Raw genomic sequence first — 15,330 nt, 5'->3', positions numbered from 1 at the left:
CAAAACAGGGTTAGGAACGAATTAACCGGCTGTTTTGGCCTCCTTTGGTAATCATACACACTCCTGGGCCGAGTCGTACAGATTAAAGGGCGTCAGGCGCCGCAGTATGGACGGTGAACGGAAGTTATGGGCAGCCTCCCCGACGAGTTTAAGTGTACCATCACGAACTGGGAGTACATCTACGGACTCTGCCGAGACGTCTCTGACGACGTCAAGGAGTCCGAATTCGAACCGGACGTCATCGTCGCACTCGCGCGGGGCGGGTGGTTCGCAGGCCGGTGTATCTGCGACTTCCTCGGGCTCGACGACCTGACGAGTCTCAAGATGGAACACTACGTCGGTACGGCCCAGAAATCGAACGAACCCGAAGTACGCTACCCGATGCCGGAGGGCAGCGTCGAAGGCAAAGACGTGCTCATCATCGACGATATCGCCGACACCGGCGGGTCCATCAAGCGCGCCTACGAGTACGTGACCGACCGCAACGCGGGCGAGGTTCGGACGGCCACACTCCAACTCCTCCAGACGAGCGAGTTCGAACCCGACTACGTGGGCGAGCGCCTCGAAGAGTGGACGTGGGTCGTCTACCCGTGGAACTTCATCGAAGACATGATAGACCTCGTCTCGGGCGTGATGGCGAAAGCCGACGAGGAAACCTTCGAGATGGAGGACATCCGCCACTACCTCACGGAGTTCCACGACGTCGACCGAATCGAGATGGAAATCGCCCAACCCGACCGCATGCCCGAAGTCATGGCCGAGATGGAGCGACGCGGCTACGTCGAATCCACCGGTGATGACGCGTGGCGACTCGTCGAAAACGACGGCGTCGGAGCCTAAGGCACGCGGACAACTGGGTTACGTCGTACCGTACGACGTTTCGCTACGACTGTGCCGGAAGCGTAACGTTCGAGAGCGCGAGACACATCACCACGCGTGTGTCGCTTCTGTCTATCTTCGCGACGGCGCTGCTCCCTATCCTCACTATCGGCGCGGTGGGGTTCGCGCTGGGTCGCCTGCGAGACATCGACCCCGACCCGCTCAACACGGTGACGGTGTACGTTCTCGCCCCCGCACTCGTCTTCTACAGCCTTGCGACGACAGACCTCGCGAGCGAGACGCTCGCCACTCTCACCGGCGGTATCGTCGTCTACCACCTCGTCATGATTCTCGTCGCGGGCGTCGTCGCTCGCCTGCTCGGTATCTCCGAGCCGATACTCGGCGCGCTAGTCCTCGTCTCCGCCTTTCCGAACTCCGGGAACTACGGCCTTCCCGTCTCGTCGTTCGCGTTCGGAGCGACCGGTCGGTCGACGGCAGTCGTCTACCTCGCCGTACAGGGCGTCCTCATCTACACGCTCGGCGTCTACATCGCCGGACGGGGTGGGAGCGACGACGGTGGACGTGCGACGTGGCGCGTCGGCCTCGGTCGTGTCCTTCGCATCCCACTCGTTTACGCCGTTGCCCTCGCACTCATCGCTCGGTGGCTCGGCGTCGTCCCGCCGACCGACATCGCAGCCATGCAGACGCTCAAACTCGTCGGCGATTCGGCGATTCCGGTGATGCTTCTCATCCTCGGCATCCAACTGTCGGACGCCGACCTCGGGTCGACGCTCTCGAAAGTGGGCGTCGTCTCGGGGCTCAAGATGGTCGTCGCGCCCGCCGTCGCAGTCGGTGTCGCGCTCGTCGCTGGCTTCGGCGACCCAGTCGTCGCCCGGACGTTCGTCCTCGAATCGGCGATGCCCGCCGCGGTGACACCGCTCATCCTCGTCGCAGAGTTCGGAGACACCGAGGTCGGCGGAGCGATTCCCGTCGCCGAGTTCGTCTCCGCGGCCGTGTTTGCGACGACGCTTCTCAGCGTCCCACTTCTCTCGGTACTCATCTTCCTCCTCGACGCTGGCGTCGTCGTCTGAGCGTGCTGGGCGCGGGCGAGTCGAACCCCGATTCGCCACGATTTTGTGCTCGGTCATCCACGTTCGTGTATGAAAATCGGATTCATCGGCGGCAGTGGAATCTACGAAGCACTCCCCCTCGAGAACACCCGCGAAGAACCCGTCGAGACACCGTTCGGCGAGCCTTCGACGACGCCTATCGTCGGTGAGTTCGGCGACACCGGCCGCGAAGTCGTCTTCCTCCCGCGTCACGGTCCCGACCACCAGCACTCGCCGACGACGCTCCCGTACCGCGCGAACATCTTCGCGCTGAAGAAACTCGGCGTCACCCACATCCTTGCCAGCAACGCCGTGGGGAGCCTCAAAGAAGACCTCCCGCCGCAGACGCTCGTCGTCCCGGACCAGATTTACGACCGTACCAAACACCGCCCGCTTACGTTCTTCGACGAGGGCATCGTCGTCCACCAGCCCTTCGCAATGCCGTACGACGGAGAACTCGTCTCTATCCTCGCGGAGGCCGCCGAGGAGGCGACCGACGCACAGGTCCAAGAAGGCGGCACCTACGTCTGCATCGAAGGCCCATCGTACTCCACAAAGGCCGAAAGCGAGTTCTACCGCGAACAGGGCTGGGACGTCATCGGCATGACCACGATTCCAGAAGCCAAGCTGGCTCGTGAAGCTGAAATCGCCTACGCGACCATCACCGGCGTCACCGACTACGACGTGTGGAAAGAAGACAGCGAAGTCACGCTCGACGAAGTCCTGAAGAACGCCGCCGCCAACGAGGAGGCCATCAAAGAGACCGTCGAGGCGGCTATCCGCAAGATTCCAGACGACCACGAGACCGACAGCCACTCCGCGCTCGAAGGTACCATCAACACGCCCGACGAGGCTATCCCCGAAGAAACGAAAGAAATGCTCGCACCGCTTATCGACCAGTACGTCGAGTAATTGGGGCAACCGGTTCGTATCGAAAGATTCGTTTTTCAGTCGTCTGCGATAGCTTCGACAGCCGCCTCGTCCGCTTCAGCCTCGCCTTCGGGTGACTCTTCGTCGTCTTCGACTTCGTCGAACACCTCGGGGTTCCGAATCCAAAGGTCGCCGAAGAGTTCGTCCTGGTTCAGGTAGACGGTGCTTCGGTGGGCGAGAAACAGCAAGGCGAGGTACGTCGTCATCACGGTGTCGCCAACGTCTCGAACCTCGGCGAAGAGAACCTCGTCGCGGCCCTTCTCGTAGTGCGTCGAGAGCACGTCGTGGACCGCGTCGACGACCGCCTCGATGTCTTCGTTGTGGGCGGTCCCCGTCACGTCGTCTTCGGTTGGTTCGCCCGCACCGCGCATGTCGCCAGCGGAGTGGTAGTCGAGCGTCTGCGTGCCGCGGGAAAAACCGCGCGGCGACTCGGTGGTGTCGTATTCGCGGCGGCGCTTCCACCACGACCCGCGTTCTGCCTCGCGGAGTTCGCGGACGAGTTCGTCCAGCGTCTCCGGCGACCCGCGGGCGTGCTTGCGTTCCAGCCGACGGTCCATCTCGGCTTCCAGCGCGCTGATGGGGTCGAATCCGGGTGCGCCGTCGTCGGGTGGGCGTTCGTCGTCGTCGCCACTCTGCATGGCGAGTTCCCACGGTTCGAGTTGTTCTTCCTCGGGGTCGTCCGGCGAGAGGAGTTCGTCGGATTTCATCCGAAGGAGGACGCTCGCGTAGAACAGCGCCCGCCCGGTGGTCCGAAGGTCCATCGCGTCGAGACGGTCGAGGAAGGCGTCTGTCACCTCGACGATGTCGATATCCCACGGGTCGATGTCGCCGTCCTTGGCGAGTTGGACGAGCAGTTCGACCGGTTCGACTTCGTCGTCGTCACCGTGTTGCACGTCGTCAGGGAGCACGTCGTCCATGCCGTCGGCGCTGGCGTCGGCCGTCGCTTCGGCCGTCGCTTCGGCCGTCGCTTCGGCGTCGTCGCTCCCGTTCGTGCTCTCACTCCCGTCGAACGAAAACGGCTCGTCTGCATCGGCGGAGTCTGCGTCGCGGTCGTCGCCATCGCGGCCAGCGCCGCGGTCGCGGGTGAGATTGAGCGACGGAATGTCGTCAGTCATTCGCCAGCACCTCTGGTTCCGGACCGTCCGTTCCGTCGCCGGTGTCGGGTGCGTCGTCGCCGCTGTCGTCACCGCCGTCTCCTTCGTCCTCCGGTGAGAACTGGATGCCAGTGACGGCGCTGACGTTGTCGCCCTGCATCGTCACCCCGATGGCGCGCTCGGCGCGTTCGAGGAGCGCAGAGCGGTGCGAGACGACGACGAACTGGGCGTCACCAGCGAGGTCGTCGACCATCTGGCCGACGCGCTCGGCGTTGGCAGCGTCGAGGAAGGCGTCAACCTCGTCCAGCGCGTAGAACGGTGCGGGGTTGTGACGCTGGATGGCGAAGATGAACGCGAGCGCCGTCAGCGACTTCTCGCCGCCGGACATCGCGTCGAGACGCTGGATGGGCTTGTCGCCGGGTTGGGCCTTCATCGTCAGGCCCTCCTCGAATGGGTCTTCGGGGTTTTCGAGGTGGAGGTGGCCCGTCCCGTTCGAGAGGCGCTCGAAGATGTCGGTGAAGTTCTCGGCGATGGCGTCGAACGACTCCATGAACGTCTCTTTCTTCTGTGATTCGTACTGCTCGATACGCTCTTGGATGGCGTCGCGCTCTTCGACCAGCACGTCGCGGCGCTCTTGGAGGTCTTCGAGGTCGGCCTTTACGTCGTCGTACTCGTCGATGGCGAGCATGTTGACTGGTTCGAGCGCCTCCATCTCCTCGGTGAGTCGCTCGATTTCGGACTCAACGGTGCTGTGGTCGGGAATCTCGTCGGGGTCGTAGTCGCCGACCTGTGCTTCGAGTTCGTCGATTTCCCACTCCAGTCGCTCGGTCGCCGAGCGCAGGCTCTCGAGTTTGGATTCGACGGCGTTGACGCGGTCTTTCTTCTCGTCGCGGGCAGAGCGCGCTTCGCGCAGGTCATCCTGTAACTCGCTGCGGTCTTCCTTGAGGTCGACCAGTTCTTCTTCGAGTTCGGCGACCGCCTCGCGTTTTTCTTCGAGGTCGGCTTCGCGGTCTTCGATTGCTTCTTTCGCGTCCTCGATTGCCTCTTTGGCCTCCGCCTTCCGGTTCTGGGCAGATTCGACCGTGTCGTGGAGGTCGTCGACCGCCTCTTCGGCGTACTGCTTCTCCAGTTGGAGTTCGTTGAGGCGGCCGTCGAGCGAGCCCATCCGGTCTTCGAGGTCGTCGATATCGGCGCGAATGTCGTCGGCTCGGGCGGTGAGTTCCGGAATCTCCGAATCTTCGAGTTGCTGTTCGATGTCGGCGATGTCGGCTTCGACGGCCTCGATTTGCTCGTCGAACGTGGCGATTTCGTCGTCGAGGGTAGCCATCTTCTCGTCGACCGACTCGCGTTCCGATTGGAGTTCGTCGAGGCGGTCTTCGAGACGCTCGATTTCCGCTTTCGCGTCCTCGATGTCTTCCTCGGCGTCTTCGATTTCGCGCTCGATGGTTCGGACGCGGTCTGCCGCGTCGGACTTCCGGCCGCGAGCGTCTTCGAGGTCGCCCTCGATGTCGCGAATCTCGCTGTTGAGCGAGCGACGGCAGTCTTCGAGTTTCGTGATTTCCTTCGCGATGCGTTCGAGTCGGCCTTCGCCGGACTTCGAAAAGGAGTAGCGAGAGCCGCCACCGGACCCACCGGTCATCGCGCCGGAGCGCTCGACGAGGTCGCCATCGAGGGTGACCATCCGGTAGTCGCCCATCAGCGCGCGAGCAGTCTGCATGTCCTCGACGACGAGCGTCGAACCGAGGACGTACGAGAAGATGGACTCGTACTGCGAGTCGTAGTCGACGAGGTTGCGGGCGAAGTCGACGACGCCAGGATGGTTCGGCTTGCGCGGGAGACTCCGGTTGTCCATCTTGGTGATGGGCAGGAACGTCGCGCGACCCGCGTTCCGAGACTTGAGGTGGTCGATACAGGTCGAACCGACCCCGTCGTCATCGACGACGACGTTTGCGAGACGCCCACCGGCGGCCGTCTCACAGGCTTTCGCGTACTCGCCGTCCACAGAACCGAGTTGCCCGACTGCGCCGTGGACGCCAGAGAGACCGGCGTTGAGAATCGTCGTGACCGCGCGCGGCCACGAGTTGTCGCCGTCGGACCCGGCGCGGGCTTCGAGGCGGGCGTACTCGGACTGCTTGGACTGGAGTTCGTCCGTGACTTCCGAGAGTTCGTCCTGTAGCTCGGCCTTTTCGTCCTGTAACTCCTCGATGATGCCGTCTATCTTCGCCTCGTTCTTCTCGGCGGTGTCAAGTTCGCTGTGGAGGTCTGACAGCGTCGCCTTCAGTTCGGGAATGCGCTCGTGTGCGGCCTCGATTTCGTCTTGCGTCTCCGAAATCTGGTTCGAGCGCCGACGGGCGTCGTCGAGGAGACGGTCTTTCTCGCGTTGACGGTCGTTTTTCTCCGTCTTGTACTCCTCTCGCGTCTCTTTCTTCTCTGTGAGTTCAGATTTCAGCTCGTCGAACTCGGTGTCGACGGAGTCGATTTCGGCCTGAACTTCGGAGAGTTCGACCCGCTTAGACTGGATATCGCTCTTGACAGACGCCTTCTCGACTTTTATCTCCCGGATGTCGGTTTCGAGGTCGTCTATCTTCTCCTGTTTGCGGTCGATGTCGACGAACGCTTTTCGTCGCTCGGCCTCGGCGTCGTCGCGCTTTTCTTCGGCCGCCTCGATGGCGTTTTCCAGGCGCGCGATGTCGCCTTTTATCTCCTCCATCTCCGACTTGATGCGGAGTTGCTCGTCTTCGCCCTTGCGCTCGATTTCGCGCGTCAGGTCTTCGAGGTCTTCTTCGAGGCGCGTGACCTTTCCTTGGCGTTCGTCGAGTTCGGCCTGCAGGTCCGCGAGGTCGGATTCGGTGGACTCGATGCGCGATTCAGTCCGCGAGAGGTCGTCGCGCTTGTCTTCGAGTTCCGCGGCTTTGAGATAGCCTTCGTACTCTTCTTTCTCGTCGCGAAGCCCCTTGTATTCGAGCGCGGTCTCTCGTTCGTCGGCAAGCTGGTCGAGGCGCGTCTCTTTTTCCTCGATTCTGAGGTCGGCCTCGTCGACGCGTTCTTCGACCGCTTCGAGTTCCTCGAAGGCGGCTTCCTTCTTCGCGTCGAACTCGGCGACGCCGGCGATTTCGTCGATGATGCCCCGCCGCTGGTAGGGCGTCATGTTGATAATCTCGGTCACGTCGCCCTGCATGACGACGTTGTAGCCCTCCGGCGTGATACCAGCCTGCGCGAGGAGGTCCTGAATATCGGAGAGGTTGACCGAGCGCTCGTTGAGGTAGTAATAGGAGTAGTAGTTGTCCGAGGTCTCTTTCACCCGGCGCTTGATGGTGATTTCGTCGACGGAACCGACGTTGTCGGTCCCAGCGGCGTTGACGACCTGCGACCGGTCGAGCGCGCCGTCGGAGTTGTCGAGGACGACGGTGACGCTCGCCTCTTTGGTTCCCGTCGCAGCCTCGTCGCTCCCGTCAGCGTGGCCGGGGTTGTAGATAAGGTCTGTCAGTTTCTCGGCGCGAATCCCCCGCGTGCGAGCGAGTCCGAGTGCGAAGAGGACGCCGTCGATGATGTTCGACTTGCCCGAGCCATTCGGACCCGTGACGACCGTGAAATCCTCGTAGAAGGGGATGCGAGTCGGTCGTCCGAAGCTCTTGAAATTGTCGAGGACGAGTTCCTTGATGTGCATGTGTTGGTGTTCAGGCGGGCGACACCCGCAGTCGAGCGCACCGCATGGACACGAAGCACGCTCGTCGCTAGCGACGGACCCAGTTACGCGACGATGATGTCGTCGCCGAGGGTCTCGGTTTCGCCTTCGTCACTGTCCTCGGTTTCGTCCGTTTTAATTTCATCGTCGTCTACCTGTCCGTCCTCAGCTTCGGCGTCGACGAGTTCCGTCTCGTCGGCGGCGTCCGACTGGGGCTGGGCCTGCGACTGGGACTGTGTCTGGGACTGGGCCTCGGCATCGCCGCGTCGCTGTGCAGCGCGCGTCGGAATTTCGACGTCGTTTGCGTCTTCGAGTTGTCGAAGCCGCTCTTTCGTCTCGACGAGTTCTTCGGTGAGTCCGTTCACCGCGGCCTGTAGTTCTGCAACCTTAGATTCGAGTTCCTCCACCCGATTGCTCATGCGTATTGTAGCGCCGCGCTGGAGACATAAATGTGCGTCAGACAATCACCGAAAATGTGATACGTGTGCGAACTGTTATCGCCCCCGATTTTCGGTCGTGGCGACTCGATTCGGCGGTGACGGTTCGGCGGTGACGACACCGTCTCACGGGTCCGTCCCGTTAGTCTTTAGCCCACCGCCGTCGAAGCGCGGCCAATGACTGCGCAAGCGCTCGAACAGCGCGAACTCGCGGTCGTCATCGGGTTGGAGGTTCACGTTCAACTCGAGACGGCTACGAAGATTTTCTGTGGCTGTTCGACCGAGTCCGCCGACGACGAGGAGCCGAACACACGCGTGTGCCCGGTCTGTCTCGGTCTCCCGGGTGCGCTCCCGGTACTCAACGAGAAAGCGGTCGAATCGGCCGTGAAGATTGGAAAGGCGCTGAACGCCGAAATCGCCGAAGACACCCGGTTCCACCGGAAGAACTACTACTACCCCGACCTGCCCAAGAACTTCCAGATTACCCAGTACGACGCGCCCATCTGTGCCGACGGGACGCTGGAAGTCTCCGTCGAAGGCACGCGCCGCGATATCGGCATCACGCGCGCCCACCTCGAAGAGGACCCGGGGAGCCTCCAGCACAAAGGCGGCAGCATCGACACCGCCGACTACACGCTGGTCAACTACAACCGCGCCGGGACGCCGCTTATGGAAATCGTCACGGAACCCGACTTCCGTAGCCCGCAGGAGACCCGCGCGTTCCTCGCCAAACTCGAAGAGGTGCTCGAATACCTCGGCGTGTTCGACGCCACCCGCGACGGCTCGCTCCGCATCGACGCCAACATCTCGCTTGTCCCCGCCGACGAAGTAGACGACAACGGCGACATCTCCGACGAGGCGCTCGAAGCGGCGAACCGCACCGAGGTCAAGAACATCTCCAGCCACAAGGGCGCAGAGAAGGCGCTAGCTTACGAGGTCACCCGCCAGAAGAACGCCATCAAGCGCGGCCGGGCAATCGAGCAGGAGACCCGCCACTGGGACGAATCCCGCGGCATCACCGTCTCGATGCGCTCGAAAGAAGAGGAAAAGGACTACCGCTACTTCCAGGAGGCCGACCTCCCGGCGCTGCAGGTCGCCCACTGGAAAGAGGAAATTCCGATTCCGGAACTCCCCGACGCGCGACGCGAGCGCTTCCAGACCGAGTACGGACTCGACGAGGAATCCGCCTCGAAGCTCACCTCCACGAAGGAAGTCGCCGACTTCTTCGAGGATGTTGCCGCGGAGTTCGACGCCAGCCTCGCCGCGACGTGGGTCGCCGACAACCTGCTCGGCGAACTCAACTACCGCGACATGCTCATCACGGACGTGTCGGACCGCCTCGATGAGTTCACCCGCCTCGTCGAACTCGTCGACGCCGACGAAGTGACGACGAAGAACGCCGAGGAAATCGTCCTCCGGAAGATGCTCGACGAGGAGAAAGACCCCGACACCATCGTCGACGAAGAAGGTCTCGGCAAGGCCGACGACGACGAAATCGTCGGCTTCGTCGAGGAAGCCATCGACGAGAACCCCGACGCAGTCGCCGACTACCACGACGGCGAAGGCGGCGCACTGAACTTCCTCGTCGGACAGGTCATGCAGAAGTCCCAGGGCTCTGCGGACCCCGGCACGGCGAACCAGTTGCTCCGCGAGAAGTTAGACGAATAACGACTGCAACGGGGTTTTCACCACCCTACAGCCACTTTCTCACTGCGGTTCGTTTCCCACCGTAGGGACGGGCGTCGAATTACTGCGTCCGCCGCCGTACGTACTGCTCGAACTGGATGAACTCGGTCGTCCCACAGGCGGCGCACTCGTCGGGGGCGCTGTAGTGATACGACCCGCTTTCTCTCGTCACTGTGCCAGCGTAGACTGCGTGACAGCCATCGCAGACGTAGCGCTCCGGCAACTCTGGAGTGTGCGACATGCCAATACGTTCGGCGTGTCGAAGTATGATACTTCGTCACACTCTCGGAGCGTGAGAAGTCAGTCGTCGCTCGCGGCAGGCGTCGCCCCACGGTCGATGACGCCCTCGCGCCACGTCCCGAGTCGGAACCAGACGACTGCAACCGCGAACGAGGCGACCGCGCCAGCGACGTAGGCCCACCAGAGTCCCTCGACGCCCCACGCGAGGCCGGAGATGGGACCAATTCCGGGCACTGTGACGGTCCACGCGAATGCGACGGCGAGCGCGACGGGAACGCGGAAAATCCACCGCGAGAGGAACGACAACGCCATCGCGGCTTTCGTGATTCCTGCACCGCGGAACGCGCCCTGAATGACCATCACGCCGCCGAAGAACGCCCACGACGGAGCGACGATGCGGAGGAAGGTGACTCCCTCGTCGATGACCGGCTGTTCGCCGATGAACAGGCGCATCGCTTCGGCGGGGAAGGCGACGACGAGACCGGCCGCTGCGAAGAGGATTCCCATCGTCGTCGCTGTGGCAGTCCACGTGACCGACGCCGCCCGGTCGGGTGTTCTCGCGCCGAGGTTCTGGCCGACGCCCGTCGCCGTCGCCTGTCCGACGGCTCCCGAGACGGACCACGAGACAGACATCAGGCGCAGGCCGATGCCGTACGCTGCGGTGGGTATCGGGCCGAAACGGGCGACGAGCGCAGCCATCACGACCGCTGAGAAGCTTCGTGCCCAGCCGTCGAGAGAGGCCGGATAGCCGACGTCGACGAGTTTTCGCAGGCGGTCGGGGTCGGGCCGGAGGTCCGCGAGGTGGAGTTGGACGCCCCAGTCGCCGCGCAGGAGGATGTAGACGCCAGCAGCCGTGGCGAACAGGCGGGCGATGAGGGTTGCGACGGCCGCACCGCGGGTTCCCATCCCCTCGATTGGTCCCCACCCGAGGATGAAAATCGGGTCGATGACGACGTTGAGCCCGGCCGAGGCGACCATGAGCCACATGGCAGTCTTAGTGTCGCCAGCGCCCTGTAACGCCGCCCGAAAGGCGAAAAACAGGAACGTGAGCGGAAGCGAGAGGAAAATGACTTCGATGTAGGCCAACGCCTCGGTGTAGACTGCACCCTCCGCGCCGATGAGGCTCAAAAGCGGGTGTCTGAAGACGTATCCGAGGATAGCGAGCGCGACGGAGACCGCGAGCGTGAGAAGCACGGTCTGGCCGACGACGTGGTCTGCCTGCCGGTCCTCGCCAGCGCCGACGTGCTGTGAGACGAGTGCGATAGTGGCTGCCGTGATGCCCATCGCGGTGGAGACGAACATCCAACTCGTCGGGAACATGAGCGAGACTGCCGCGACAGCGTCGGAGCCGACGCGGCCGACCCAGAACACGTCCGCGAGATTGTAGAGCGTCTGCAGGAGGTTTCCAGCTACGAGTGGCCACGACAGGGCGAACAGTTTGGGGGCGATAGCCCCGTCTGTCATGTCTATTCGTGAATCGCTCGACACGTTCGGAGGTTCGAGTCAGACGGGTTAGCCCTTCGGGTTGCGGAACGCTCTCGGGAAGTGTGCGGAACACTCTCGGGACGTGATTACACCTCTCGCGCGCGAGCGTACCGCGCCCTCGCCTGTACACCCACATACGCGCGCGTTGGCCCCTCTATTTGCCGAATTCGCCCACGAAAGGTTTAGAACCTCCCCCGACATATCGCCGGGCAATGAGTCGCGGCCCCGACCTCATCATCACGGAGAAGGACAACGCCGCGAGGCGTATCGCCGACATCTTGAGCGGCGAGACAGCCTCCGCAGAGCGAATGAACGGCGTGAACGTCTACAAGTGGGGCGGGAAGCGCTGTATCGGCCTGTCTGGCCACGTCGTCGGCGTCGACTTCCCGCCGGAGTACAACGACTGGCGCGACGTGGAGCCGGTCGAACTCATCAGCGCCCCCGTCGAAAAGCACCCGACACAAGAGAACATCGTCGCCGCCCTCCGACGCCTCGCCCGTAAGGCGGGGAACGTCACCATCGCGACAGACTACGACCGCGAGGGTGAACTCATCGGCAAGGAGGCGTACGAACTCGTCCGCGAGGTCAACGAGGACGTGCCTGTCGACCGGGTTCGCTTCTCGTCGATTACGAAACGCGAAGTGACCGAGGCGTTCGAGAACCCCGACGAACTCGACTTCGACCTCGCGGCTGCCGGCGAGGCGCGACAGATTATCGACCTCGTGTGGGGGGCTGCCCTCACGCGCTTCCTCTCGCTTTCGGCCCGCCAACTCGGTAACGACTTCATCTCCGTCGGCCGGGTGCAGGGGCCGACCCTGAAGCTCATCGTCGACCGCGAGCGCGAAATCGAGGCGTTCGACCCCGAGGACTACTGGGAACTGTTCTCCAAACTCACGAAGGACGCCGACGGGGCCGCCGAGTCCTTCGAAGCCCAGTACTTCTACCTCGACGACGACGGCACCGAAGCAGAACGTATCTGGGACGAGGACGCCGCACAAGCGGCCTACGAAGACCTCCTCAGTGTCGATGCGGCCGAAGTCACGGCGGTCAAACGACGTACCCGGACTGACAAGCCGCCCGCGCCGTTCAACACCACCCAATTCATCCGCGCTGCCGGGTCTATCGGCTACTCTGCCCAGCGGGCGATGAGCATCGCAGAAGACCTCTACACCGCCGGTTACATCACCTATCCGCGGACGGACAACACCGTCTATCCGGACGACCTCGACCCGCGCGAACTACTCGGCGCGTTCGAGGGCGACCGCCGCTTCAAGGAGGATGCCGAGTCGCTTCTCGAACAGGAAGAAATCGAACCCACCGAAGGCGACAACGAGACGACCGACCACCCGCCGATTCACCCGACGGGCGAACTTCCCTCGGCATCGGACCTCTCGGAGGACGAGTGGGACGTGTACGAACTCGTCGTTCGGCGCTTCTTCGCCACCGTCGCCGAAGACGCCGTGTGGGAGCACCTCCGCGTCGTCGCCGAGGCGGCCGGTCGCACCCTGAAGGCCAACGGCAAGCGCCTCCTCGAACCGGGTTACCACGCAGTCTACCCGTACTTCAACTCCACCGAGTCGTTCGTCCCCGACGTGGAGGAAGGCGAAGAACTGCAGCTTTCGGACACCCACCTCGACGCCAAGCAGACCCAACCACCCCGTCGCTACGGCCAGTCGCGCCTCATCGAGACGATGGAGCAGATGGGTATCGGGACGAAGGCGACTCGCCACGACGTGATTCAGAAGCTCTACGACCGTGGCTACATCGAGAGCGACCCGCCGCGTCCGACCCGTCTCGCCCGGGCCGTCGTGGAGGCCTCCGAGGACTTCGCCAAACTCATCGTCAGCGAGGAGATGACCTCGCAACTCGAATCCGACATGATGGCTATCGCCCGCGGCGAGGCCAGCCTCGAAGACGTGACCGAGGAGTCCAAGGAGATTCTCGAAGACGTGTTCGAGGGCCTGATGGAGTCCCGCGAGGAACTCGGCAAACAACTGCAGGACTCTCTGAAGGCCGACAAGACCGTCGGTCCGTGTCCCGAGTGCGGCGGCGACCTCGTCGTTCGAAAGAGTCGCCGCGGGTCGTACTTCATCGGCTGTGACTCCTATCCCGACTGTACGAACACGCTCCCGCTTCCCTCGACGGGCAAGCCGCTCATCATGGAGGACACCTGCGACGAACACGACCTCCACCACATCAAGATGCTCGCCGGGCGCAAGACGTTCGTCCACGGCTGCCCGCTCTGTAAGGCCGAAGAGGCCGACGAAGAAGAGGACCTCGTCATCGGTTCGTGTCCCGAGTGTGGGGAGGGTGCGACGTCGGAGACGTCGCAAGACGAAGGCGGTGAAACCGCCGAAGAGGGTGGCGAACTGGCTATCAAGCGCCTCCGCTCTGGCTCTCGGCTGGTCGGCTGTACCCGCTATCCCGACTGCGACTACTCGCTTCCGCTCCCCCGTCGCGGCGACATCGAAGTGACCGACGAGTCGTGCGACGAACACGACCTGCCGGAGCTTCGCATCACTTACGACGGCGACCGCGAACCGTGGGAACTCGGCTGTCCCATCTGCAACTACCGCGAGTATCAGGCCCAACAGAACGGCGAGGGCGGGTCTGAGTTAGAGAGCATCAAAGGCATCGGCGCGAAGACCGCCGAGAAACTGAAAGACGCTGGCTACGAGGACGTGAAGACGCTGAAGGCTGCCGAGCCTGACGACGTGGCCGCGAACGTTGAGGGTGTGGGTGCGGATACGGTTCGGAAGTGGCAGGCGGCGGCGGATTAAGGTTCCTGCCAGAGGTACGTCTTCTCTCGACCGTTCTCGACTGATACCTCCGGCAGTCGGTCGAGCCAGACGCCGACCGAACTCGCCCGACGCTTCGCACTACTCCGTGACAATTCTGATTCCGATTCAATACGTTCGATTAGCGTGCTGTGACTGATTGACTCAGATTCTCTGAGTGTGCGAGTGAGTCGAGTGATAATCTCAGTATCTCGAATCGCATCGATAAGCAGCTGTTCCGCTTCCTCGTCGATCTCTGCTGCACGATACGCAACGTAGCGAGCACCATTCCGAGTTAGTGACCATCGTCGCTGCCTGTGCGTCTCATCGTCAGGCCACTCTTGATGGACGAACCCGAGAATCCACCCAGCGACTGCGTATAGATCCGCGTGGCGAGATGACACGTCCGCGTTGGCGACGATGTCTGCTTTCGTACCCCGGGTGTTGCCGATAGTTTCGAGCACGGAATCAAGCGTCTCGAACGAGTTTGCAAGCGGGATCTGTTTTGATGGTATCGAGCCATCTTCTTCCGGCGTTCCGAACAACTCCCAAAATGTATCGTTGGGCTCGAATCGTTCAGTTTCCCGATGAACGCCGACCTGCAAATCCACCATCGACTCAAACAACGACCGGCCGTTCACCAGATGAATCCCTGCCCGTTGGGCACTTTCGATGGCAGGGTCGGTAAACGAACTCGTGGTAATAACCGTGCCAGTGTCACAACCAGTGTCGGATAATGCGCCCTGAAACCGCTGAATCTCGGGCGATCCGACTGTGTTCGTCGGGGAGTATTGTTTCACTTGAACGCCCAGGGAGATATCGAGAAGCGAGTTCTGGACGCTCCCGTCGATGTCGATACCACCGTCCTGTCGGAAAGCAGTCACCGAAAATCGTGCTGGAGGGAGTGATTCCGTGAGCACCGACTCGCAAAGTAATTCAAACTCTTCCGCAGAGAGGGACAGCGTCCTATCCTGAATATACTCCGTTGCTGCGGCGGTATCCATCTTAACAGCTGATTTGGTAGCAGATAGTTTTAAATTCACTTTCGTCCGAGTGTCTCCCACCACT

At 62.4% G+C, this 15,330-nt stretch carries 11 protein-coding genes; 5 read left to right on the top strand and 6 right to left on the bottom strand.

Annotation, left to right across the window (positions count from 1 at the left end):
- Positions 1-126: 126 nt before the first annotated feature.
- The 3 genes from C453_RS05560 to mtnP all read left to right on the top strand — a co-directional run bounded on the left by C453_RS05560 (position 127) and on the right by mtnP (position 2,840).
- On the top strand, positions 127-840 hold the full coding sequence (locus C453_RS05560) for a phosphoribosyltransferase (protein WP_008323225.1): 714 nt from the start codon (positions 127-129) through the stop codon (positions 838-840).
- A gap of 98 nt (positions 841-938) precedes the next feature.
- Positions 939-1,910, top strand: coding sequence for an AEC family transporter (locus C453_RS05555; protein ID WP_008323224.1), 972 nt, complete (start codon positions 939-941; stop codon positions 1,908-1,910).
- Between the two features lie 69 nt (positions 1,911-1,979).
- Positions 1,980-2,840 carry an S-methyl-5'-thioadenosine phosphorylase gene (mtnP, locus tag C453_RS05550; protein ID WP_008323223.1) on the top strand — a complete coding sequence of 287 codons (861 nt, stop codon included), beginning with the start codon at positions 1,980-1,982 and terminating at the stop codon, positions 2,838-2,840.
- Between the two features lie 35 nt (positions 2,841-2,875).
- Here mtnP and C453_RS05545 read toward each other — a convergent pair whose 3' ends face one another.
- The 3 genes from C453_RS05545 to C453_RS05535 all read right to left on the bottom strand — a co-directional run bounded on the left by C453_RS05545 (position 2,876) and on the right by C453_RS05535 (position 8,056).
- Positions 2,876-3,973, bottom strand: a complete 1,098-nt coding sequence (locus C453_RS05545) for a segregation and condensation protein A (RefSeq protein WP_008323222.1) — start codon at positions 3,971-3,973, stop codon at positions 2,876-2,878.
- Complete coding sequence (smc, locus tag C453_RS05540) at positions 3,966-7,619, bottom strand: chromosome segregation protein SMC (protein WP_008323221.1); 3,654 nt, start codon at positions 7,617-7,619, stop codon at positions 3,966-3,968. Before smc ends, C453_RS05545 begins: the two co-directional genes overlap by 8 nt.
- Positions 7,620-7,702: 83 nt before the next feature.
- Entirely contained in the window at positions 7,703-8,056 is a 354-nt protein-coding gene (locus tag C453_RS05535; RefSeq protein WP_049907538.1) for a DUF7518 family protein, read from the bottom strand.
- Between the two features lie 195 nt (positions 8,057-8,251).
- Here C453_RS05535 and gatB point away from each other — a divergent pair, with 195 nt between their 5' ends.
- Positions 8,252-9,742, top strand: a complete 1,491-nt coding sequence (gatB, locus tag C453_RS05530) for an Asp-tRNA(Asn)/Glu-tRNA(Gln) amidotransferase subunit GatB (protein ID WP_008323219.1) — start codon at positions 8,252-8,254, stop codon at positions 9,740-9,742.
- Between the two features lie 79 nt (positions 9,743-9,821).
- On the opposite strand, the gene C453_RS05525 is transcribed toward gatB, so the two are convergent.
- Positions 9,822-10,001, bottom strand: coding sequence for a hypothetical protein (locus C453_RS05525; protein WP_008323218.1), 180 nt, complete (start codon positions 9,999-10,001; stop codon positions 9,822-9,824).
- 59 nt (positions 10,002-10,060) lie between these two features.
- Positions 10,061-11,488, bottom strand: coding sequence for an MATE family efflux transporter (locus C453_RS05520; RefSeq protein WP_338035948.1), 1,428 nt, complete (start codon positions 11,486-11,488; stop codon positions 10,061-10,063).
- A 209-nt stretch (positions 11,489-11,697) separates the two neighbouring features.
- Here C453_RS05520 and C453_RS05515 point away from each other — a divergent pair, with 209 nt between their 5' ends.
- The gene (locus C453_RS05515; RefSeq protein WP_008323216.1) at positions 11,698-14,265 is read left to right on the top strand and encodes a DNA topoisomerase I; all 2,568 of its coding nucleotides are present in this window, start codon (positions 11,698-11,700) and stop codon (positions 14,263-14,265) included.
- On the opposite strand, the gene C453_RS05510 is transcribed toward C453_RS05515, so the two are convergent.
- Positions 14,262-15,266 carry a restriction endonuclease gene (locus C453_RS05510; RefSeq protein ID WP_008323215.1) on the bottom strand — a complete coding sequence of 335 codons (1,005 nt, stop codon included), beginning with the start codon at positions 15,264-15,266 and terminating at the stop codon, positions 14,262-14,264. The two genes, C453_RS05515 and C453_RS05510, sit on opposite strands and share 4 nt — an antisense overlap.
- Between the last annotated feature and the right edge of the window lie 64 nt (positions 15,267-15,330).

Origin of the sequence: Haloferax elongans ATCC BAA-1513 (assembly GCF_000336755.1) — an archaeon.
Lineage (GTDB): Archaea > Halobacteriota > Halobacteria > Halobacteriales > Haloferacaceae > Haloferax > Haloferax elongans.
Note: the sequence above shows the minus strand (reverse complement) of the source record. Positions and strands in the feature narration are given on the sequence as shown.